At 35.9% G+C, this 21,781-nt stretch carries 21 protein-coding genes and 1 pseudogene; 19 read left to right on the forward strand and 3 right to left on the reverse strand.

Annotated elements, in window-relative coordinates:
* The first annotated feature begins 11 nt into the window (after positions 1–11).
* From IEV85_RS09870 to IEV85_RS09910, 9 genes are all read left to right on the forward strand, one after another.
* On the forward strand, positions 12–1,133 hold the full coding sequence (locus IEV85_RS09870) for a hypothetical protein (RefSeq protein WP_188462798.1): 1,122 nt from the start codon (positions 12–14) through the stop codon (positions 1,131–1,133).
* Between the two features lie 14 nt (positions 1,134–1,147).
* Positions 1,148–2,962 carry an OmpA family protein gene (locus IEV85_RS09875; protein ID WP_188462800.1) on the forward strand — a complete coding sequence of 605 codons (1,815 nt, stop codon included), beginning with the start codon at positions 1,148–1,150 and terminating at the stop codon, positions 2,960–2,962.
* 50 nt (positions 2,963–3,012) lie between these two features.
* Positions 3,013–3,783: a hypothetical protein gene (locus IEV85_RS09880; RefSeq protein ID WP_188462802.1), complete on the forward strand. Its 771-nt coding sequence runs from the start codon at positions 3,013–3,015 to the stop codon at positions 3,781–3,783.
* Positions 3,784–3,785: 2 nt separating this feature from the next.
* Positions 3,786–4,613, forward strand: a complete 828-nt coding sequence (locus IEV85_RS09885; RefSeq protein WP_188462804.1) for an energy-coupling factor ABC transporter ATP-binding protein — start codon at positions 3,786–3,788, stop codon at positions 4,611–4,613.
* A 120-nt stretch (positions 4,614–4,733) separates the two neighbouring features.
* On the forward strand, positions 4,734–5,570 hold the full coding sequence (locus tag IEV85_RS09890; protein ID WP_188462806.1) for an alpha/beta fold hydrolase: 837 nt from the start codon (positions 4,734–4,736) through the stop codon (positions 5,568–5,570).
* Entirely contained in the window at positions 5,567–6,055 is a 489-nt protein-coding gene (locus tag IEV85_RS09895) for an RNA polymerase sigma factor (RefSeq protein WP_188462808.1), read from the forward strand. Before IEV85_RS09890 ends, IEV85_RS09895 begins: the two co-directional genes overlap by 4 nt.
* A complete protein-coding gene (locus IEV85_RS09900; protein WP_188462810.1) occupies positions 6,042–6,635 on the forward strand; it encodes a hypothetical protein in 594 nt (197 codons plus the stop codon). The genes IEV85_RS09895 and IEV85_RS09900 overlap by 14 nt, the downstream gene beginning before the upstream one ends.
* Positions 6,636–6,915: 280 nt before the next feature.
* Positions 6,916–7,875 (forward strand): aldo/keto reductase, encoded by a 960-nt coding sequence (locus IEV85_RS09905; protein ID WP_188462812.1) that lies wholly within the window; start codon positions 6,916–6,918, stop codon positions 7,873–7,875.
* A gap of 77 nt (positions 7,876–7,952) precedes the next feature.
* On the forward strand, positions 7,953–8,576 hold the full coding sequence (locus tag IEV85_RS09910) for a protein-L-isoaspartate(D-aspartate) O-methyltransferase (RefSeq protein ID WP_188462814.1): 624 nt from the start codon (positions 7,953–7,955) through the stop codon (positions 8,574–8,576).
* A 170-nt stretch (positions 8,577–8,746) separates the two neighbouring features.
* Here IEV85_RS09910 and IEV85_RS09915 read toward each other — a convergent pair whose 3' ends face one another.
* Positions 8,747–9,463 carry a hypothetical protein gene (locus IEV85_RS09915; RefSeq protein WP_188462817.1) on the reverse strand — a complete coding sequence of 239 codons (717 nt, stop codon included), beginning with the start codon at positions 9,461–9,463 and terminating at the stop codon, positions 8,747–8,749.
* A 167-nt stretch (positions 9,464–9,630) separates the two neighbouring features.
* Here IEV85_RS09915 and mbhE point away from each other — a divergent pair, with 167 nt between their 5' ends.
* From mbhE to IEV85_RS09955, 8 genes are all read left to right on the forward strand, one after another.
* Entirely contained in the window at positions 9,631–11,928 is a 2,298-nt protein-coding gene (gene mbhE / locus IEV85_RS09920) for a hydrogen gas-evolving membrane-bound hydrogenase subunit E (RefSeq protein WP_188462819.1), read from the forward strand.
* Positions 11,925–12,335 (forward strand): Na+/H+ antiporter subunit B, encoded by a 411-nt coding sequence (locus IEV85_RS09925; RefSeq protein WP_188462820.1) that lies wholly within the window; start codon positions 11,925–11,927, stop codon positions 12,333–12,335. The genes mbhE and IEV85_RS09925 overlap by 4 nt, the downstream gene beginning before the upstream one ends.
* A gap of 1 nt (position 12,336) precedes the next feature.
* Complete coding sequence (locus IEV85_RS09930) at positions 12,337–12,672, forward strand: NADH-quinone oxidoreductase subunit K (RefSeq protein ID WP_188462822.1); 336 nt, start codon at positions 12,337–12,339, stop codon at positions 12,670–12,672.
* Between the two features lie 4 nt (positions 12,673–12,676).
* Positions 12,677–14,185, forward strand: coding sequence for a Na+/H+ antiporter subunit D (locus IEV85_RS09935; RefSeq protein ID WP_188462824.1), 1,509 nt, complete (start codon positions 12,677–12,679; stop codon positions 14,183–14,185).
* 42 nt (positions 14,186–14,227) lie between these two features.
* Complete coding sequence (locus tag IEV85_RS09940; protein ID WP_188462826.1) at positions 14,228–14,719, forward strand: Na+/H+ antiporter subunit E; 492 nt, start codon at positions 14,228–14,230, stop codon at positions 14,717–14,719.
* Positions 14,716–14,994 (forward strand): MrpF/PhaF family protein, encoded by a 279-nt coding sequence (locus IEV85_RS09945; RefSeq protein WP_188462828.1) that lies wholly within the window; start codon positions 14,716–14,718, stop codon positions 14,992–14,994. Before IEV85_RS09940 ends, IEV85_RS09945 begins: the two co-directional genes overlap by 4 nt.
* On the forward strand, positions 14,984–15,337 hold the full coding sequence (mnhG, locus tag IEV85_RS09950; protein ID WP_188462830.1) for a monovalent cation/H(+) antiporter subunit G: 354 nt from the start codon (positions 14,984–14,986) through the stop codon (positions 15,335–15,337). Before IEV85_RS09945 ends, mnhG begins: the two co-directional genes overlap by 11 nt.
* Positions 15,338–15,771: 434 nt before the next feature.
* The gene (locus IEV85_RS09955; protein WP_188462832.1) at positions 15,772–18,417 is read left to right on the forward strand and encodes a PAS domain S-box protein; all 2,646 of its coding nucleotides are present in this window, start codon (positions 15,772–15,774) and stop codon (positions 18,415–18,417) included.
* An 835-nt stretch (positions 18,418–19,252) separates the two neighbouring features.
* Here the strand turns inward: IEV85_RS09955 and IEV85_RS09960 are convergent.
* Together IEV85_RS09960 and IEV85_RS24845 are read right to left on the reverse strand one after the other, a co-directional pair.
* Complete coding sequence (locus tag IEV85_RS09960; protein WP_229712553.1) at positions 19,253–19,747, reverse strand: flavin reductase family protein; 495 nt, start codon at positions 19,745–19,747, stop codon at positions 19,253–19,255.
* Positions 19,748–19,820: 73 nt separating this feature from the next.
* Positions 19,821–19,910, reverse strand: a pseudogene (locus tag IEV85_RS24845) (hypothetical protein); the annotation flags it as partial.
* A gap of 297 nt (positions 19,911–20,207) precedes the next feature.
* Between IEV85_RS24845 and IEV85_RS09970 the strand changes: the two are divergent.
* Together IEV85_RS09970 and IEV85_RS09975 are read left to right on the forward strand one after the other, a co-directional pair.
* Positions 20,208–20,672: an MgtC/SapB family protein gene (locus IEV85_RS09970; RefSeq protein ID WP_188462834.1), complete on the forward strand. Its 465-nt coding sequence runs from the start codon at positions 20,208–20,210 to the stop codon at positions 20,670–20,672.
* A 329-nt stretch (positions 20,673–21,001) separates the two neighbouring features.
* On the forward strand, positions 21,002–21,715 hold the full coding sequence (locus IEV85_RS09975) for an SDR family oxidoreductase (RefSeq protein ID WP_188462836.1): 714 nt from the start codon (positions 21,002–21,004) through the stop codon (positions 21,713–21,715).
* Positions 21,716–21,781 lie beyond the last annotated feature (66 nt).

Genomic DNA, 21,781 nt, shown 5'->3' on the forward strand with positions numbered 1-21,781 from the left:
TTTAACTGAAGATGAATAAAAAAGAATCGAAAAGCCATGTCTTAGACCTTCCTATTCTAAAACATTTCGATGATGAAAAGGGGGAAATTTCTTTAAACCCTAACAATTGGAGAAATGGTGAAAAAGGATTGAATGCGCTTTTAAAGATTGCGTTATTTGGTGGATTAGGCTATGCAGCATGGGTGTACGTTTTACCTCCCTTATTTACTGCTTTAGGTCAAATTATCGCGTTAGCTGGTGTAGCTGTCTTTCTAATTTTCTTTGTGCTGATGCTTCCCGTCATCTTTAAAGGTCTTAGAAGAGCTACCCGTGCAATTCACAAATCTCTGATAAGACATGATCCATTTGGTGAATTGCAGGAGCAAAAAATGAAAATGCTTAAGAACAGAAAGATCTTCATCGATTCGAAAGCAAAAATTAAAGCTTTGAAAAATACTATGGAAGCTGAAGCTTTTAAATCAGAAAAGGAGGCTAAAGACTTTCAGGACCAGGTTATTGTGCTACAGAAGCAGGCTCAAAAGATCAAATCAGATATGGAAGCCATAATTGCTGAAAAGGGAAATGCTGGAAAGGATACAGATGAATATGTGGAATTACATAGCAGTCTTGCCAAAAAACTTTCTCAGTCGCAAAGGATTTCACATCAATTGGAGCAAAGCAAAACCTTTGTTCAGAAATATGGAAGCAGGGCTAACATAATGGGTAAGCTGGATAGAAAGCTAACATTAGCAGGTACTGCCATTGATATTAAAATTTCAGATTTCGAAGTTACTATCAAAATGCTTGAGAAAGAATACGAGTTTGCAAAAACTGCTAAAGCAGCAACAGATGGGGCTAAATCTGCAATGCTTTTCACAAAAGATTGGGAGCTGGAATATGCATTGGATGTAGTTACTGAAACAATTGCTATGGATATAGCAAAAACTCAGGAAAACCTGTCAGATATTGATATGCTCACTTCTAAATATGATGTGAATAGCGATGAACTTTACTCTCAGTTAGATACCCTGGCAGATAAAATAAAAACCGGGGAGGACTATATACCTGAATCTAAGAAATACAATAATCCTAACTATAAATTAACACAAGAAGATAAACAGGCCGGAGGTGGTTTCGGAAACATGTTTGATTAAAATCACAAAAAAAAATGGGAAAAATTCTACGAACATCAAAATTAACTACTTTATCAGAATTGATAATAGTGATAGTGGTAATAGGAGGTATTTTAGGTGCCGTTTACTACTTTTCACCCGGCCTTAGAGTGGGAGAGGCCAAGCAATTGGATAAACTAAATATTGATAACCAGGAAGTAAATAACGTTACGGCAGTTGAAAAGCTTCCGCTTCCTTCCAAAAGAAGGTCTTCATTAGTTGAGGATAAACCACTTGTTAAAATTGCAGCTTATGCCTGGAATGCGCAATCTGGAATAATAGTTTCTAATGGAGGAGCTTTAACTACTGAAGGCTCATTAATGGAGAAAAACGGAGTTAATCTTGAAATTGTTCGTCAGGATTGGCTTTCAGAACTTCGTAACATGCAAATGAAGTTTGTTGAAGAGTTTGATAGAGGCGAAGAGTTTCCGGATGCTGATAAAAGTGCATTTGCCATTATGATGATGGGGGATGGTGCTCCTTTTTATATCAGTACAATGCAACAGGCACTTGATGATAAATTTGGAAAAGATAAATACCATGTACAAGTAGTGGGTGCTGTAGGTTTGAGCTATGGAGAAGATAAATTAATTGGCCCGCCAAGCTGGAAAGTTGATCCTAAGAGTATGAAAGGAGCATTAATTTCTGCGGTATTGGGTGATGGTGACTGGGTAACTGCTGTTAACTATGCTTTTGCCAATGGGTTAAAAGTAAACCCTGATGTAACCACTTACGATCCGGAAGCTGTAAATTTCTATCCTTCACAGGATGATGATTATATTAAATCTGCTGAGGAATTGATTAAATCTCAGAAAGCAGGTTGGACAGTTCCTTTAAAAGAAGTGAATAATGGTAAATTAACTGGCAAAACTATTAATAAAAAGGTTGATGGATGTGCTACCTGGACACCAGGTGATAAGATGGTTTTTGATGAATTAAGTGGTTTTACGGACATTGTTTCTACCAAGGAATTTAATAACCAAATGGCTACCACCGTAATAGCTGTAAAAGAATGGGCAGTTAAACACCCTGATATTGTAAGTAGTATTTTAAAATCTGCTTTAACAGCATCCAATCAAATGAAGCAATACGATGAATGGAGTGTTCGTGCTTCTGAAGCTGTCGCTGCAACTTATGATTTGGAAACCCCAAAATATTGGTACGATATGTTTAAGGGACAAAAGGGTACTAAAAATGGTATTGAATATAATATGGGAGGATCCAGAGTGTTTAACTATGCGGATGTAATGCAATATTATGGAATTACAGATGGTACCAACAGGTATAAAGCAGTTTATAACCAGGTATCTTCTTATCTAAGTGAGCTTAATCCATTTGGCTTTAATGAATCCGTTAAAAGGATAGTACCATATGATGAGGCTGTTAACTTATATTTCATCAAAAATATTAATGATATTGATGCCGGAGCTGCCTATAAAGCTGATTATTCACAAACCGCTAATGAAGTTATTGCTTCAGGAGAATGGAATATTAATTTTGAAACTGCAAGTGCTACTATTTCTTCTTCTTCAGAGAAGACATTAGAAACCATTTACAACCTTTTAATTCAGGCGGAAGACACTAAGCTCAAGCTTGATGGACATACGGATGATACAGGTTCTGCGGAAGCTAATTATGATTTATCTCAGAGGAGAGCACAATCTGTAGTTAATTTTTTAAGAAGTAAAGGGATTCCTCAATCAAGATTTCAGAGTGTTATAGGAAAAGGAGAAGATGAGCCTATAGCGAATAATGCGACAAGCAGCGGTAGAGCCAAGAACAGAAGAGTAGTAATTACATTACTAAAGTAATTAATGCATGAATGAAACGGTATTGCCCGTTTCATTCTGCTTTCAAAATTATGAAACATCTAATCAAACCATTTGAAGAGGTTGGAAAGAATACCTTTCGAATGATCATTCTGTTCTGGGTAGTATCTCTTTTTCTTTTTTGGTTCATAGGAAGCAGTGGAGAAAGACACCTGTTCCCTTCACCACAGCAAGTTCTTACCGGTTTCGTAGAATTGTATAACGAGGGCCTTGTGGTTCACATCGGAAGTTCGTTGTGGCTTTGCTTTGTTGCAATATTAATTGCAGTAATCATTTCTTTAATTATATCCTATCTATCAACAATTCCTATTGTTAATCCTATAGCAAATGCTGTTAGCAAGCTACGTTATTTACCACTTACCGGTATTACTTTTTATCTGGCTATATTAATAAGTGATGCTAGAACAATGCAGATTTGGGTGCTTGTAACATTTATGAGTACTTACCTAACAACTTCATTACTAAGTATGGTAAGTTCTATAAGAAAAGAAGAGTTTGATCATGCAAGATCTTTACAGTGCAATAGGTGGGAAGTTTTGTGGGAAGTAGTCGTAAAAGGAAGAATAGATCATGTAATTGAAGTAATAAGACAAAATTTGGCTATTGTTTGGATGATGTTAGTAACAGTGGAGTCCATCTTAGTGGCTGCTGGAGGTCTTGGTTTTCTTATTAAAAACTCTGACAAATTCATGAACCATGGACGAATTATTGCTTTACAAATAGTTATTTTGGGATTAGGTTTATCCATTGACTTTGTCTTGAATTTTATTAGAAAAACATTCTTCAGGTATTCCAAATTATAAAAATGAGCTATAGTAAAGAAAATACACTTCTTTATGTAGAAAACCTTAGTGTGGCCTACGGAGATAAAGTGATAATAAAAGATATTAATTTTGTTGAAAATGACATAGTTAGGGAAGGAAGTACAACCGGTCAGGTCATTTGTTTTGTAGGAAGATCGGGAAGAGGTAAATCTACTCTTTTTAGGGCGTTAACAGGCCTTGTAAAACCTACCACTGGCAAAATATTGATAGCTGATACTCTTACGGAAGGAGGAAATGATGCAAAAGAAGTTTGTGAAGGAGATGTAGGCTTTGTGGACCAAAAATATACGCTTTTTAGAAACAAAACTGTCTATGAGGCTTTAACCTTTGCTTTAAGAAAGCAAAAGCTTAGTAAAGAAGAGAAACATGAAAAGATAATCAGCTATTTGGAGGAGTGGGGTTTAGAGAAGGTAAAGGACCAATATCCTAATGAACTGTCAGGTGGCCAGCGGCAAAGAACGGCCATTATTGAGCAAATTTTTTGTTCAGGCCATTACATGGTGCTTGATGAGCCATTTTCCGGCCTTGATGTTGGTAATATAGAAGATGCTAAAAAAGCTTTTAATATGATTAGCTCTTTGCACTCTTTCAATACAATTATTTATTCCACTCATGATATTGAATTAGCAGCAGAACTGGCAGATAGTATTTATGTAATTGGTTATCCTACAATAGATGGAGAACACGCTAATTATGGTACTATTGTTAAACATTTTGATATGAAGGAGTTAGGGTTAGCATGGAAAGAATTTGGTCTCGGACATATTGAAGTAGTGAAACAGATAAAAGCTGCTATGCTAGCTTCTTAAGTTGATTATTATAACGTCTCGCTTTTACAAATGGTAAGAGCTGAGGCTTTATAAATTTTTTCATGAGTGTAACATTTCTGATGTTTTTGGTACTAAGAGGAAACTTAAAATCAAAAACTCATGAAAAAATTAAAGATTACTTTATTAATGTTGCTGACTTCATTACTTGCGGCAGCTCAAAATCCAGCTATTTATACGGAAAAATCAGGAAGTGGAGAGGTTATATTTTTCCTTCCGGGATTTACCACTCCAGGCTCAGTGTGGAATGAGTCGATTGATAACCTGGAAGGAGATTTTACCTCAATTAAAGTATCGTACGCAGGTTTTAATGGCTTACCTGCTATTGAAATGCCTTGGTACCCTACTATTAAAAAAGAACTTTTAGATTACATAAGAAAGGAGAAGATTCGAAAATTTTCTATTGTAGGGCACAGCATGGGCGGTATGCTGGCGATGGAGCTTGCCACGGAAGTTCCGGAAATGGTTAGTAAAGTTATTTTGGTAGATGCGCTACCTTGTATGCGGGCCTTAATGATGCCCGGAGTACCTGCTTCAGCTATTCAATATGAAAGTCCATACAATAAGCAGATGTTGCAACAGAATGACAGCGCAATAGCAGCAACAGCCCTAATGATGTCTCAAAATATGACTTTAAATAGCGAAAAAGTACCATTGTTAACCAAATGGAGCATTGAAGCAGATAGAAATACCTTTGTATATGGATATACCGATTTGTTAAAGGTAGATTTGAGACCCGCACTTTCAAAATTCAAAGCCGAAACTCTTATCTTGGGAGCTACTTTCCCTGACAAGGAATTAGTGATGAAGAATTACGAAACGCAATTCGAGAATTTAAAGCAAAAATCTATTGTATTGGCACCTGAAAGTAAACATTTTATCATGTTTGATCAGCCAGAGTGGTTTTATAAGCAGCTAAATGCATTCCTTTTAAAATGAACGAACTTTCTGATATATTCGACAAGATATACCCTCAATACCATCCTATGGTTAGGCAAATCTGCCTTGGATATATGAAAGGAGATGAAGAGCAAGCAAATGATCTTACTCAGGAAGTGTTTATCAATGTTTGGAATGCTCTACCCAACTTTCAAGGGAAGTCGTCCTATAAGACCTGGGTGTACAGAATAACTGTGAATACCAGCCTGAATTATTTGAGAAAATATAAGAAGACCGAACATAGCTCATTAGATAATCTACCTTCGGAAGAGCAAAACACTGATGAGCCCGGTAATTATAGCAGCTTAATTGCTGCAATAGGTCAACTACAGGAAATAGATAGGTTGATTATTATGATGGTGCTGGATGAATTGGAGTATGATGAAATAGGTGAGATTATGGGGATTTCATCAGTCAATTTAAGAGTAAAAATACATAGAATTAAAGCAAGGCTTAAAAAGATATTAGAGAATGAAAGAGTTTAATGAATTTAAAGATGAATGGCAGGCAGGCAGGCAACAGGTAGTTCAGAATACCAGTGATACTACTAAAATTAAAGAACTTGCCAGGCAAAAGAAACGGAAGTCGATAATGGCTCATGTAGGAACCATAATAGTATTAACAATTACTTTGGTAATACTTTGCCTGTTTTTCTATTATGTAGCACCATTTAAAACTATTTTAAGTTTAACCGGTGTAGCACTTATGTTAGGAGGCCTCACTTTAAGAATTATAGTTGAAATTTTCAGTTTGCTAAAGGCCAATAAGCTCAGATTGGATTATTCACTGAAAGATAGTAACAATCAACTCATTAGTTTCTATAAGTTTAGAACCAAAATACATGGAGGGTTTACCCTTATAATTATTGCTTTGTATTGTATAGGCTTTTATATGCTTACTCCGGAGTTTAGCCTTTATATTAACCTTCAATGGATGATTTTAATGGATAGTTCATTTGTAGTGATAGCGGTAATCTTATTCTGGCAACTCAAAAAAGGGGTAATGGCTGAGAAGCAGGTTTTAAAAGAGTTAGTTAATCTGAATTCAGGGTTAGATAATGAATAGAGTACCCATCATATGATTTACTGTTAGTGTAAGCTTATTGTGTATTGAGCGAGATTATTATTTCAGACTGAGAGGGGGGGAGCATTCTTCCTCTTTTTATTTAGTTTTATGAGCTGTATCAATGCTTTGCTATTGATTAAATTCACCTATGCAACATTAATTCTCTATCTCTTTTTTTAAACCACAATATTGAAAATGTCGTGTTATAGTACAACAGTAAATATTAATAATCGGTAACCCTCAAACCCGGGCACCGAAACATTTAAAGAATTCAAATTAAATGAGAAACTTAACATTCAGAAACGGAGATTATTTTCCAACCTTAGGCCTTGGTACATGGAAATCGGAATCAGGGAAAGTATACGATGCTGTATTGGAAGCCATAAAAATAGGATATAGGCATATCGACTGCGCCTTTATTTATGGAAATGAAAAGGAAATAGGAGAAGCTATAAAAAAAGCAATTAAAGATGGGCTTGTTGAAAGAAAGGACTTGTTTATTACTTCTAAGTTATGGAATAATTCTCATCAGAAAGAGGATGTAAAGCCTGCTTTAAAAGAAAGCCTGGCTAATCTTCAGTTAGACTATCTGGATTTATATTTAATTCACTGGCCTGTAGCTCAAAAGCCGGATGTGGTGCAACCCAAATCCGATGAAGATTTTCTTAGCCAGGATCAGGCACCGGTTGAGGTTACATGGTCTGCTATGGAACAAGTAAAAAAGGAAGGCTTAGCTAAGCATGTTGGTGTAGCCAATTTCAGTATATTGAACCTGAAGCGTATAATGGAAGTTTGCGATACAACTCCAGAGGTAAATCAGGTAGAATTACATCCACATTTGCTGCAGGAAGAACTGGTAAAATTCTGTAAACAGAATAACATTCTAGTGACTGGTTATTCACCTTTAGGTTCCAAGGACAGGGCTTCATCAATGAAGAAAGAGGACGAACCGGATTTGTTTGAGCTGGATTCAGTAAAATCAGTCGCTCAAAATCATAACAAAACAACACCTCAGATTTTACTTGCCTGGGCACTCAACCGAGGAATTGCGATCATTCCGAAATCCACGAATAAGGAACATCTGAAAGCCAATTTCGAAGCAGCTGACATTGAATTAAGCAAAGAAGAAATGGAGACCATTAACAAAGAGGACAAGAACTATCGCTTTGTAGATGGAAGTTTCTGGACGAGGGAAGGATCTCCATATAAGCGAGAGTATTTATGGGGTAATGTAGAGTAAGAAATATAAATCGAGACCTGACTATTTCAGTTAGATTTTTTTAATCGAACAAATTTAATTTTTTAAACTACAATAATATGATAAGCAAAGAAGAGATGATTGAAGAGCATCTGAAGGGGCGGGGCATAAGTGATTCCGCAGTTTTAGACGCAATGCAAAAAGTTGACAGGAGTCTGTTTGTTCCCAGGGAATTAAAGGAGCATGCTTATGAAGACAGGCCTTTACAGATTGGTCAAGGGCAGAACATCAGTCAGCCTTACATGGTAGCTTTTATGGCTGAAAAGTTAAAGCTACATGATGGATCAAAAGTATTGGAAATAGGTACCGGTTGCGGATATAATGCCGCAGTAATGGCACAAATCGCCAGCGAGGTGTATTCTATTGAAATTATTGAAAAGTTGGCTGACATGGCTCGGCAGAATCTTGAACTTGCAGAAATTGATAATGTAAAAGTAAGATTTTGCGATGGTTTCAGAGGATGGTCTGAGCACGCCCCTTATGATGCAATTGTGTTAACTGCCGCCCCTATGGAAATTCCTTCTATATTAAAAGGCCAGCTGAAGATAGGGGGGCGTTTGGTGGCTCCGGTAGGAAAAGATTCTCAGAAATTAATTATACTAACTAAAACGGGTGAAGATGAATTTGAAGGGAAAGCGCTTTTAGGGGTTAAATTTGTTCCCATGGCGGGTGAGGTAGTTTGATTTTTTAAGATATAAGATATCTCTGTCTGATGGAAAAACTATAAGAACAGCGTTAGAAACAGCACAATACTTTTTAGAATGTTTTGCCGAACTTTCAGAACTGACGGACTCAATTGCTCTTACAAAGCTATCTGGGAATTTTCCAGATACATATCCTTTTGGCTTGTAAATTATCGTATTTTCCGTGTTCTTTTTTTTAATTTCTTAATTTTATCCTGAAAGTGGTTTTTCAATTCAATCAAAAAGTCGTTCGGGTTATCATAGTGGTTAAGTACATGATAGAGATAGGAATTCTGTAGCTCAGCAATAGCTTCTTCCAGGCGCTTCTTTTTCTGAGATAGCACTTCGCGCTTAGTTTTGTAATCATTTTTGGGAACTGCTTTTTCACTGATCTGAGAAAGAATAATGTGGTGGTAAAAATAGGTGAGCTCTTCCAAATCACCATTTTTATAGATATTATTTAATTGTGCTGTTAAATCAGCAGCTTGTTTTATTTTCTCAACTTCATTTTGATCTTCCACTTTGTCAGGGTGAATTAAAACTACTGCCTCTTTATATATTTTCTTCAAAGATTGTACATTGTCGGCTTTTTCAGTAGTTAATGTGGTGTTTTTGTGTTTTACCACATCGCTAGTAGTTGCCTTATAATTTTTTCCTCTTCTCTTCTGCTCAAGTCTTTTCTCTCTTTTAGCTTTCTTATGCTGCTTATATAGTTCTGTCAATACAGAAACTTCCTCCATTTCATCAAACATTGCTGATCTGATGCGTATTTGAAATTGATTGATCTGTTCCTCTATTTGTGTTTTCTTTTGCTCTAACTCAATAATTTCATGTTGCAATTGCTGAGCTAAAACATCATCATCTGAATATTTTTGAGGTTTTGTCATTTAATTAGTATCTGGAAGGGAAAATAAGGATTTGTCCATAAGCTGTAACACTGCTAATTTATGTACGTGTTAATAAAGGCTCTGTTGGTGCTTTGCCGCTTATCAAAGTAAAGATAACAAGTAAGAGCTATCTCACATACATAAATCACGTAATAATATAACCTCTAATGATTGTATGCATTTTTACTATCGTAATTCTTTCTCTGGCAGTCCCTCTGCTATATAAAGTGTTCGGTAGCAAAACGGCATACTTGTTAGCCATTATACCGGCTGTAATTTTCACCTGGTTTTTGTACCAATACCTGCAATTTTCACCTGCTTTTCCTTTACAGGAATCACTCACCTGGAATCCCTATTTCAACCTGAATTTCTCTTTTTACCTGGATGGGTTGAGTCTTCTTTTCCTGCTTTTAATCTCAGGGATAGGGGCCATGATATATGTGTATGCGGGTTACTATATGAAGGGGAAAGCTTATTATGGAAGGTTTTTTATGATCCTTACCTTATTTATGGCTGCCATGCTAGGTTTGGTTTTAGCTAATAATTGGCTTACTGTACTTGTATTCTGGGAATTGACCAGTATCACTTCTTTTCTTCTAATTGGCTATGAGCATGAAAAGAAGAAGGCAAGATATGCTGCATGGCAAGGTTTGTTGGTGACTTCTTTTGGTGGACTTGCTTTATTAGCAGGTTTAGTACTGATAACAATAGTTACCGGAGAGTATACTATATCTGAATTATCTAATTTTAGTGATACCCTTCAATCGAGCACTCTTTATCTACCTATTTTATTATGTGTTGCTTTAGGTGCTTTTACGAAATCAGCCCAGGTGCCGTTCCATTTTTGGTTGCCCAATGCCATGGCAGCTCCCACGCCTGTGAGTGCTTTTTTACATTCAGCCACCATGGTAAAAGCCGGAATCTATTTTTTGGCTCGTTTCTCTCCTATAATAGGAAATACCATTGAATGGCAAATTCTTTTATGCGCTACCGGAGGGCTAACAATGCTTACAGGAGCTATAATGGCTTTTAAATCAGATAATCTTAAAAAATTACTGGCCTATTCCACTATCAGTGCGCTCGGTATTATGGTGCTTTCTTTTGGGCTTGGAACTGAGGCTGCTGTTTATGCAGGTCTGGCCTATATTATTGCTCATGCCTTATATAAGTCAACATTGTTTATGCTGGCAGGAATTATCGATAAACAAGCTGGCACGAAGAAAATAAGTGAATTGCCCCGAAATTTATATAAGAAAATGCCTGCTGCTTTTATTCTTGTAACTTTAGCTGCTTTGTCTTTTGGAGGTATTGCTCCGTTTTTTGGTTTTGTGGCCAAAGAAATGCTGATGGAAATGGTGCTTCATGCCCCATTTTTCTCTTCAATTTTAGTGATAGTAATGGTATTGACTGGAACATTCTTTGTCACTCTGCTATTAATTTTGGCCCACAGTACATTTTTTAAGAAAAAAGGAAAAGCTGGAAGAAACATAATTGCAGGGGGGACGATATTTTATCTGGCTCCTTTAGTAACAGCCTTGGCAGGTTTGTATTTCGGTTTATTTCCTGATCAGCTATCGGAGCTTTTGAGTAATGCTGCAGCAACTTTTGCCAACAATATACCTGAAAAACATCTTGCCTTATGGCATGGCTGGAATATGGCTCTGGCATTGAGCATCTTATCAATCATTGCCGGATTAGGGCTTTACTGGGCGAAAATTGCTTTTAATTGGAAACCTAAAGCCGGATTTCTCTCACTAATTTATCCATCTAACATTTACCAGTATCTTTTTAATGGAGTAATTAAATTAGGAGAATGGCAAACACGCAAAATTCAAACCGGCTATTTAAGATATTATGCAATGTTTACCCTGTTCACCATTTTACTACTGGCAGGCTTCACCTTTTTCTACAAAGCAGGTATAAGAATTAATACTTCCACAATTGATGTATATCTAATCGATTTAATTCTTGGAATCATTGCATTGTTAGCATTAGCCTATACGCTTTTTTCACCTTCTAAAATTGACTCCCTTTTGTCTCTTTCGATTGTAGGCATCGCAATTTCTATCATATTTTTTACTTCAGGTGCTCCTGATTTAGCCATTACATTTTTCCTGATTGACACTTTAACTGTTACCGTTTTCGTGCTTATACTACATAAACTTCCTAAGAAAATTATCCCCAAAACTACTATTGCGCGCTATAGAGATGCTTTTATCTCTTTGGGAATAGGCTTATTGATTACGCTCATCCTCTTTTCTATAACTTATGATCCACTTACTTCCCGATTAAAGCAATTCTATGCAGAAAATAGCTACAACATAGCAAAAGGTAAAAACATGGTGAATGTAATTCTTGTGGATTTCCGAGTGCTGGACACTTTTGGAGAAATTACCGTTTTGGCTATTGGAGCATTGGGAGTGTTTGCACTGGTTAATTATTCAAAAAAGAATACGATATTATGAAGTCGCTCATTCTTACCATAACTGCTAAGTACATTTTACCTGTTATGATGCTGTTTTCAGTGTTTTTATTAATGAGAGGGCATCATTTACCAGGAGGTGGTTTTGTGGGAGGCCTAACTGCGGGAGCAGGGTTTGTGCTGTATGCTTTTGCCAATGGAGTAGAAGTTACACTGGAAAAAATGTGGTTGAGGCCGGTGAAAATTATTGCATTAGGCTTATTGATAGCTTTCTTAAGTGGCTTACCAGGCCTGATTACAGAGGCCTCTTTTTTTAAAGCCTATTGGTTACCATGGGAAGTTTTTTTTCTGCCAAAGCTTGGTACCCCCTTATTATTTGATGCTGGTGTTTACCTCGTGGTTTGGGGCATTGTAATGGTTATTATTTTTCCCAATATAACAGAAGATTAAGATGGAGTTTTTTTTATCAATATTTGTAGGGTTATTATTTGCAGCAGGTATTTACCTCCTTCTGCACAGAGATTTTGTGAAGCTTGTAATAGGTATAGTGATTATAGGAAATGCCACTGCACTCTTTATTTTTGTTGCTGGTAGAATTGTGAGACAAGCGGGTCCTTTTATAAAAGAAGATGGAAGTGTACCCGAATCATTTGCAGATCCTGTGCCGCAGGCACTAATTTTAACAGCTTTAGTAATAGGTTTCGGCATTCAGGCATTTGCCCTACTGCTTTTTAAGAAATTGTATGATGTTCCCAAAATTCATCAGGTAGATGACCTTAAAAAGTAATAGTATGCAATTAACAGAGGCCTCCATTCTACTTCCCTTAATATTACCCTTTTTAACAGCCACCATTTGTCTGTTCTTTAACAGAAGTAAAAAGGCACAGCATTTTATCTCTATTGCAGGAGCCTGTTTATTGCTGATAACAGCTTTTTTTCTACTTGAGTCAGTCAAGGAAAATGGCATAATGGTAACCCAGATAGGAGGGTGGGAAGCTCCCTTTGGCATAACCATGGTAATGGATATATTCTCTGCCATCATGGTATTGGTTACAGCCTTCGTTGGCTTAATGGTAAATATTTATGCTTTACAAAATATAAAGAAAGAGAAGAAACAGTTTGGGTTTTTCGTGTTTTTCCACTTTTTGATTATGGGTGTAAATGGAGCATTTACGGCAGGAGATATTTTTAACCTTTATGTATGGTTCGAGATTTTACTCATTGCCTCATTTATTCTTTTAGCCTTAGGCAACGGTAAAGAACAGCTGATAGGCACAGTTAAATACATGCTCTTAAGTTTTATTGCTTCAGCATTTCTTTTAGTGGGAGTGGGAATAATTTACGGTATCAGCGGAAGTTTAAACATGGCGAACGTAGCCGTTTTTTGCAGGGAGAATCCTGATAATCCTTTAATAACTGTAGCAGCTATCTTCTTTTTACTTCCATTTGGAATTAAAGCAGCTTTGTTTCCTATGTATTTTTGGTTGCCTGCTTCTTATCCCACTCCGGATATTTCTGTTACAGCCTTCTTTTCCGGACTGCTAACCAAGGTAGGTGTTTACGCGCTCATTCGTTTTTTTACCCTCATTTTTGTGCAGGATATAGCCTATACTCATACTATTTTATTAATAGCCGCGGCCTTTACCATGTTCAGCGGGGTACTGGGAGCTTTATCAAGAAACAGTATGCGCAAAGTTCTTTCCTTTCATATCATCAGTCAGATTGGATACATGATTTTGGGTCTGGCATTATTTACTCCGCTTGCTTTGGCCGGAGCTATCTTTTATATGGTACAGCATATCCTGGTGAAAACTAATCTTTTTATGATTACGGGCCTGGTAGAAAAGATAAAAGGAACTTCAGTTCTAAAGAATATTGGCGGATTGTATAAAAGCTATCCGTTTGTTTCATTACTATTTTTTATTGCAGCCCTTTCTTTAGCCGGAATCCCACCTTTTTCAGGATTTTGGCCTAAATTCCTGTTGATTAAAGCTGGTTTCGAGGCCAAGGAGTATTGGGTAATTGCTATAGGAATAGTTACCGGATTGCTTACATTATTTTCTATGACAAAAATTTGGGTGTATGCTTTTTGGGAGAAAGAAAAAAAAGAGAATGAAAATGAGTTGTTGGAATCAATATTTATTCAAAGAAATTGGCGAATGACCGTGCCAGTGATTACAATAACTGTAATGATTATAGGAATAGGTTTTTACTCCATGCCTCTGATGAAATATGCATCTCTGGCAGCAGAGCAGCTGATGAACCCAAGCCTTTACATTCAGAAAGTATTAGGAAAATAAGTTAGAGCTATAAATAGAGATGCATATTAAATTTAACAGATTGTGAAAATATTTTTAACTCATATAGGAATCACATTGGTTTTAACTTTAGCAGTAAAAGAATATGTGAAGATTGATGCTTCAGGGATTTTGCAGTTTGCAGTAATACTCTCTTTTTTTCTATTACTTTGGCTTTCAAGCTACGTATACAGTCGGTCTTACTTTAAGAAGCTTTTTTCTGCATTTGGTCTCTTTTTTTATTTTCTGAAAGAACTGGCCGTTTCTAATTTCCGGATAATTTATTATATCATTACACCTGGTCTAAAATTCAGACCTGCAATTATTAAGCTTCCTCTTAGCTTAAAATCGGAAAGGGGTATTGTATTACTCTCAAACTTAATTACACTTACTCCCGGTACTTTAACTTTAAAAATAAGTGATGACAAAAACTTCCTTTATTACCATTGCATTAATGTTAAGGGTGGCCAATTAGATCAGGAAAGAAGAAAGGTGAAGGATGGTTTTGAAAAACGAATAATGACAATATTATCATGAGTTACTTTGATACACTTTTATGGATTGCATTAATTGCCTTAATAGTGGCCTTTTTTGTGGTAATGATTCGCTTTATAAAGGGGCCCTCATTTATGGACAGGGTAGTAACTTTCGATTTAATGACTGCCAATATGATTGGCATCATTGGCATATATGCTATGATTACTGATAATGCCATGTTAATGGATGTTGCTTTGGTATTAGCTCTAATTGGATTTTTTGTTATTATGGCTTTTGCTTATTACACTAATAGAAGAACAAAACATGATCGCTGAAATTCTAATATTGATATTCGTATTTATGGGAGTATTCCTGATTTTTACTGCCTCCATAGGATTGTTCCGATTGCCAGATATTTATACCAGAATGTCAGCAGTAACTAAAGCTGTTACTTTTAAAATAGGCCTAATCATGTTAAGTGTTAGTATCTATTTTAATACCCTGCCCGTGGTATTGAAAGCGTTTACAATAATATTTTTATTGTTGCTTACCACACCTGTTTCTTCTCATTTGCTGGGCAAAGAAGCACACGCCAGAAAATTACCGCTTTGGAAAAAGACAATTATTGATGAGTTGGATGAAGATGAAAAGAAAGATAAAACAAAACAAGAAAAGTAATTATCAATGACTTCACTACCAAAATTGTTTGGGAGTACTCTCAGGACAAATATTAATTAGCTTAAATAAGAAAATTACTACCTATGTAATGAAATATTGATTATTTATAATTGCACATTTTAAGTAGAAATGATTTTGATCTGGAGAGAAAAAAAATTATAATGTTTCTCTATTTATCTATTAATTAGAATTATTCATCGTCAGAACCTAATAATTCATCATAATTCGATTCTATTTGATAAATTAAGGGAGCTTAATATAGGCTGCGCAGTTTTAATACACATTAACTATTAAACAGAATAGTTTTTCTTTCAATATAAATATTACACTTGTTTTTAATATTTGATTTTTCAAACATATTCAATTATATAATAGTTATATTTTTTTATCTAAAATTGAATAATTTTTAAAAAGGTTTAACGTCACATAATTCTATGATTCCATATAAAGTAATTAAAAAGAAAAAGCTTCATGAATTAAATGAGTTTATTCAGTCACTTCAATCTCAAGTATTAAAAGCTACTACTTTCATAAATGAAATAGAAAAAGGCCATTATGATTCTAATAATTCTTCGCAAGTAGAAATGGAGATGGAAGGGGAGCTGTTGAATTCTCTTGTAAACCTGCGTAAGCAAATGCTAGAGGTTTCTAGAAAGGAGGAAGAACGTCATTGGGTGGCTGAAACACGCTCCAATTTCATGGAAATCTTACGAAGTACCAATGATGATATTAAGACTCTTTCAAGTGAAATTCTGAAGCACTTAATCCATAGCTTAAAAGCCAACCAGGGAGGGCTCTACATTATCAATGATGATCAAAGAGATGAAGTACACCTTGAACTACTGGCGTGTTATGCCTATTCCAGAGAGAAATTTTTAACTAAAAGAATTGAAATTGGAGAAGGACTGGTTGGGCAGATAGTGCGGGAAAAAGAGTATATGTATTTTACTGAAATACCCCAAAATTACTTTAAAATAACATCTGGTTTGGGAGAAGCCACTCCCCGACATCTTCTAATAGTGCCTTTAAAATTGGAAGATGAAGTTCATGGTGCCATAGAAATTGCTTCCTTCCATGGATTTAAAGAGTATGAAATTGATTTTCTCTTGCAATTAGGAGAAACAATCGCTTCAACTATTAATAGTGTAAAGATAAACACTAAAACAAAGTTATTGTTGGAAGAGACTCAACAGCAAGCAGAAGAAATGAAGTCTCAACAGGAGGAACTCCAGCAAAATATGGAGGAGCTGGAAACCACTCAGGAAGAGATGCTGCGAAGAACCAGCGAAATTGAAAGCCGTATGGTAGCTGTAGATGAAAGTGGAATAGCTTCTATTGAATTTGAGTTGGATGGTACAATATTAAACACCAATGAAAATTTCAGACAGCTTATGGGCTATCAATCTCATGACCTGGAAGGCAAACACCATCGGATTTTTGTGCCTCTGGAAATAGCTAACTCTGAAGATTACAAACAATTTTGGAAGGATTTGGCTATGGGTAAAACCCATAGTGGTGAGTTTGAGAGAGTAACGAAACATGGAGAAACCAGGTATCTGCAAGGGAGTTACTCCATCATTAAAGATAAAAATGGAAACCCCTCCAGAGTTCTAAAGCTTGCCACAGATATAACTGCTATTAAAAACTTTCAAATGGAACTTCAGGAGCAAGCTGAGCAGATGAGCGCACAGGATGAGGAGCTACGTCAGAACCTTGAAGAACTCACTACAACCCAGGAAGAAATACAACGCAGAACACGCGAAATAGAGAGCAGGATGATTGCTGTAGATGAAAGTGGCATATCTTCTATTGAATTTGAATTGGATGGTACTATTATAAAGGCTAATGATAATTTCCTGAATTTAATGGGCTATGATCTGCCTGAGGTTGAAGGCAAACATCATAAAATGTTTGTATCTAAAGAAACTGCTGAATCAGAAGATTACAGGCAATTCTGGAGAGATCTTGCTAATGGGAAAATGCATAGCGGAGAATTTGAAAGAGTAACCAAAAACGGAGAAATAAGATATATTCAAGGAAGTTATTCCATTATAAGGGATGGGAGCGGAAATCAGAGTAGGATATTAAAACTTGCTACTGACATCACTTCCATTAAGAATTTTCAACTTGATCTACAGGAACAAGCTGAGCAGATGAGCGCACAGGAAGAAGAGCTACGTCAAAATCTTGAGGAATTGACTGCCACACAGGAAGAAATAGAACGAAGAACCAGTGAGATTGAAAGCAGAATGCTAGCAGTGAATCAAAGTGGTATATCATCCATTGAATTTGAATTGGATGGAACGATTATAAAGGCTAATGACAATTTTCTTCAATTAATGGGATACCAGGCCCAGGAAATAGAAGGCGAACATCACCGTATTTTTGTTTCAAAGGAATTGGCCAAATCAAAGGAATATAAGGAGTTTTGGAAAGACTTAGGCAAAGGGAAAATGCATAATGGAGAGTTTGAACGATTAGCTAAGGATGGGGAGATTCGATTTCTTCAGGGGAGTTATTCCGTTATAAGAGATGCCAACGGCCAGCCTAGCAGGATTTTAAAACTTGCCAATGATATTACTTCAATAAAGAAATTTCAACTTGAATTACAAGAGCAGGCAGAGGAGATGAGCGCTCAGGATGAAGAACTACGTCAAAACCTGGAAGAACTTACTACGATACAGGAAGAGATGGAGCGCAGGACAAGTGAAATGGAAAGTCGTTTAGTGGCTGTTGACGAAAGTGGGATAGCCTCTATTGAATTTGGACTGAATGGCACCATTTTAAATGCCAATAAAAATTTCCTGAAATTAATGGGCTATCAGCTAAGCGAAGTTGAAGGTAAACATCACCGCATTTTTGTTTCAGAAGAGTTAGCTAAATCTAAAGAATACAAGCAGTTTTGGGAAGACCTGGGGAATGGTAAAATGCACAATGGAGAGTTTGAACGAGTGGCTAAGGACGGAGGGGTCCGATTTCTTCAAGGGAGTTATTCCATTATAAGAGATGCTAACGGGGCACCAAGCAGGATATTAAAACTTGCGACTGATATTACCTCACTTAAAAAGCTACAATCTTAATTAAAGTAAAAGGATACCTGCCTTGGTAAGTTTGTGGAAAGTCTATTTGGTAGATGTAAAATGGGAATGTGGATCTAAAATTAATTGGGGTGCTCATGATAAATACTGCAGTCATCGCAGTCCTTTGAACTGAACCTCAATTGAGATAACAAAACTTTTCTTACGATAGAAAAATAGTGTTGATGCTTTTGGTTTTCTGCTGATCTAAAGCCGTGTGGCTGTCCCCTAGAGGGGACTAAAGGGGTGTTTTACGAGATAGAATAGTTTTCCATTAAAGGAAATCAAGTCTTGTTATATAGTAGCAAAAGGTAAAGAATAAAATTTTGTTTAAAATACCTTAAAGTGTAATTGAAACCTCAGTATTTAGTAAAACTTCTCTTTTTTGAGGTTTTATACTTAGTTTTCCTATTAAGGTCAATATATCTAGGGTTCTCATGATAAATACTGCACTGTTGGATAACCAAATAATATCCCGATCGTTGGGACAAGTCTTGCTAAAACCGAGCGGGCTGGTCGACAAAAAGGCGGGGAGCGCGTTGAATTGTAGCGTAGGAGCATCTTTTTGTCTTGATTTTTTGTATCTTTTTGATCAGGCAAAAAGATAAAGAATAAAATTTTGTTTAAAATATCTTAAAGTGTAATTGAAGCCTCAATATTTAGTAAAATATCTTTTTTTTTGAGGTTTTATACTTAGTTTTCCTATTAAGGTCAGTATATCTAGTTTTTGAGTTCAATTTCATTTTCCTTGAGTAGCCTAATTGTTGTTTGCATATTAAGTTAGAAGCTTAAATGAATAAGCTTCTAACTTAGATATTAAATGAATTAAGAGATGCTATCAACCTCCATAATGATAATCGGTTTCCCACTCCATTAAAGGTTCAGCATCAGTGTTTCTTACACCTGCATTTACCACTTCACCAATAAAAATGGTATGATCTCCTTTATCTACTGTTTCTACTACTTTAGCTTCCAAAAATGCCGGTAACCTGGTTAATAATGGTGATTTAGTTTCTCCTTCTTCAAATGCTTCTCCATTAAGTTTACCGTTTTCTACTAGAGTGTCTTTAGAAAATTCGGGAATCAGTTTAAGCTCTGCTTTTCCTATTATGTTAATAGCAAAAACGCCACTTTTATTAACTGTTTTAGCTAAATCAATATCTTTTTTCACTGCAGCCATAATAAGGGGAGGCTCAAATGAAACCTGACTTACCCAGCTTACTGTTCCTGCTGCAATTTTCTCTTCATATTTTGAACTCATGATGTAAAAACCATAAGTCAGTTTTTTAAAGGCCTGTGTTAATTCACTTGATTTTTTTACTTCTCTTTCCATTTTTTTTAATTTTTTGAGGTGAGTGAAAATCGAGGTACTGGTTCAAGTACGTCAATTTTTGTATTTACTTATTTTACTTATCTACTCTGAAGGAATCTATTTCATTCTTTTCCACATTAGCATGCATTTTCTTTGTGTAAATTGACTGGATATTACTTACAGAGTTGGAAGCTTCTTTAAGTGCTACCTGGACTGCATCATCAAAACTTTTACGTGAGGCTGCATGATTTCAATAACTTTTACAACTGACATGACAATTAGATTTTAAGGTTAAAAAATAGTTTTGATTTATTTATACCTACGCCCGCGCTATCTCATTGTTTGCGATTAGTTCACCTTTTACTGTATGAATCCTCTTTCTATCCACCTGTATATTAAAAAGCTGTCATCATCCTAACAAGCTCTATTTTTCTCCGTAAACTCTTCGGTACAATTTTTTAACATAAATCTATTTTTTTATATGACAGATTTTGAATTAAGTAATCAGCTGTATATTCTTATGAACGTAGCAATTGCTGCTGTCCTCACTGGCTTAATCGGACTTGAAAGAGAGTTCAAGAATAAACCAGCCGGCTTTAGAACTAATATGATAGTGGGAAGTTCAGCTGCATTATTATTATCCTTAGGTAAAATAATTGTAGATAGTTATGGAGAAGGTGAAGCTATGGGAACTATTCAGGCTGATCCTACCAGAATTATCGAAGCCATTATAGTAGGGATTAGCTTTATAGGTGCGGGCACTATTCTTAAAGGTAAAGAGGAAGATAAAGTTTATTATTTAACTACAGCAGCTACTGTTCTTTTTTCTGCCGGTATAGGAATTGCCGTAGCCTTAGATCAGTATGTGCTGGCAGTTACAACCACATTTTTTATATTAGTAATTAATCGGGTAGCTAAACTGGTTTACAACAGGATCAATAACTAATCAGGCAAATTATTTTTACATCCGAATAATTTTGTGCTCCAAAATCATTCCTAAGGCCTTCCTTTTTAACAAGAGGAAGGCTTTTAATTTTCTCCAAAATAGCATTGAATCCTCTCTTTTTCCCAAACCGATTTCTCAAATCAATTTTATGAGGATTAACAAACAGCACGTTTTTAGATAGTTAGATTGAGTTAAAACCTATAGAGGCAGCTATAGAAGATACACAACTATACAACATTCAATAAAAATGATGTAAGGGTATGAATTTGCGGTGAACTTACATTTGTGGAGGATAAAGTAATAAAATTCATCAATTAAATAGTAAAAGTATGGTCGGGCAACAAGTTTCTTCTATTGCAATTGTAACCGGAGGCAGCAGTGGCATCGGCAAAGCTATCTCAATAAAACTGGCAGAAGAAGGTATTACTGTAATAATAGCTGACATAGCTTTTCCAGATCATACACATGAAAATATACACTTTAGACTTTGCAATGTGACCTTAGGAGATGAAGTAGATTCATTTTACCAATGGGTACTGGAAAATGTAGGTGTTCCGGATATTTTGATTTTAAATGCAGGGAGAGGGATTCATGAAAAGCTTACTGAGGGAGATCCTGAAAAATGGTTCTACATCTTTAACCTCAATGTGATGGGAGCGCTAAGGTTAATAAGGCGCTTTGTACCAAAGATGGTAGAAAGGGAATCCGGAAAGGTGATTTTTATTTCTTCTGTTTCTGAAGGTAATTCTTATACCTATGGAGGGATTTATAGTGCATCAAAAGCAGCATTGGAAAATGTTGCTGAAACATTGAGGCTGGAGACTTCCCCTCATATTAATGTGAGCATTATTGCAGCAGGAATTACAGAAACCGATTTTTTTAATAACCAGATATCAGGCCATAGTAAAAATCCTATAGAAGAGATTGGCATGAGTAGCCTTTCAAGCGAAGATATAGCAGATGATGTATTGTATACAATTTCCAAAAAAGGAGAAGCTTCAATAAATAAAATTGTCACCAGGCCTGTAGGCCAAACTTTCTGATTTTTTAAGCTAACCAATTAATAATGAACAAGAAAGTACTTATAACGGGAGGCGAAGCACGCATTT

It is taken from the genome of Marivirga lumbricoides (genome assembly GCF_014636295.1).
Taxonomy (GTDB): domain Bacteria; phylum Bacteroidota; class Bacteroidia; order Cytophagales; family Cyclobacteriaceae; genus Marivirga; species Marivirga lumbricoides.

What these genes read in the sequence shown, in the direction of transcription:
- mbhE (WP_188462819.1), top strand. Translation starts at nt 9,631, where the DNA reads ATGATTGTATGCATTTTTACTATCGTAATTCTTTCTCTGGCAGTCCCT.
- mnhG (WP_188462830.1), top strand. Translation starts at nt 14,984, where the DNA reads ATGATCGCTGAAATTCTAATATTGATATTCGTATTTATGGGAGTATTC.
- IEV85_RS09960 (WP_229712553.1), bottom strand. Translation starts at nt 19,747, where the DNA reads ATGGAAAGAGAAGTAAAAAAATCAAGTGAATTAACACAGGCCTTTAAA.
- IEV85_RS09895 (WP_188462808.1), top strand. Translation starts at nt 5,567, where the DNA reads ATGAACGAACTTTCTGATATATTCGACAAGATATACCCTCAATACCAT.
- IEV85_RS09910 (WP_188462814.1), top strand. Translation starts at nt 7,953, where the DNA reads ATGATAAGCAAAGAAGAGATGATTGAAGAGCATCTGAAGGGGCGGGGC.
- IEV85_RS09925 (WP_188462820.1), top strand. Translation starts at nt 11,925, where the DNA reads ATGAAGTCGCTCATTCTTACCATAACTGCTAAGTACATTTTACCTGTT.
- IEV85_RS09935 (WP_188462824.1), top strand. Translation starts at nt 12,677, where the DNA reads ATGCAATTAACAGAGGCCTCCATTCTACTTCCCTTAATATTACCCTTT.
- IEV85_RS09890 (WP_188462806.1), top strand. Translation starts at nt 4,734, where the DNA reads ATGAAAAAATTAAAGATTACTTTATTAATGTTGCTGACTTCATTACTT.
- IEV85_RS09955 (WP_188462832.1), top strand. Translation starts at nt 15,772, where the DNA reads ATGATTCCATATAAAGTAATTAAAAAGAAAAAGCTTCATGAATTAAAT.
- IEV85_RS09915 (WP_188462817.1), bottom strand. Translation starts at nt 9,463, where the DNA reads ATGACAAAACCTCAAAAATATTCAGATGATGATGTTTTAGCTCAGCAA.
- IEV85_RS09885 (WP_188462804.1), top strand. Translation starts at nt 3,786, where the DNA reads ATGAGCTATAGTAAAGAAAATACACTTCTTTATGTAGAAAACCTTAGT.
- IEV85_RS09905 (WP_188462812.1), top strand. Translation starts at nt 6,916, where the DNA reads ATGAGAAACTTAACATTCAGAAACGGAGATTATTTTCCAACCTTAGGC.
- IEV85_RS09880 (WP_188462802.1), top strand. Translation starts at nt 3,013, where the DNA reads ATGAAACATCTAATCAAACCATTTGAAGAGGTTGGAAAGAATACCTTT.
- IEV85_RS09930 (WP_188462822.1), top strand. Translation starts at nt 12,337, where the DNA reads ATGGAGTTTTTTTTATCAATATTTGTAGGGTTATTATTTGCAGCAGGT.
- IEV85_RS09975 (WP_188462836.1), top strand. Translation starts at nt 21,002, where the DNA reads ATGGTCGGGCAACAAGTTTCTTCTATTGCAATTGTAACCGGAGGCAGC.
- IEV85_RS09945 (WP_188462828.1), top strand. Translation starts at nt 14,716, where the DNA reads ATGAGTTACTTTGATACACTTTTATGGATTGCATTAATTGCCTTAATA.
- IEV85_RS09870 (WP_188462798.1), top strand. Translation starts at nt 12, where the DNA reads ATGAATAAAAAAGAATCGAAAAGCCATGTCTTAGACCTTCCTATTCTA.
- IEV85_RS09970 (WP_188462834.1), top strand. Translation starts at nt 20,208, where the DNA reads ATGACAGATTTTGAATTAAGTAATCAGCTGTATATTCTTATGAACGTA.
- IEV85_RS09875 (WP_188462800.1), top strand. Translation starts at nt 1,148, where the DNA reads ATGGGAAAAATTCTACGAACATCAAAATTAACTACTTTATCAGAATTG.
- IEV85_RS09900 (WP_188462810.1), top strand. Translation starts at nt 6,042, where the DNA reads ATGAAAGAGTTTAATGAATTTAAAGATGAATGGCAGGCAGGCAGGCAA.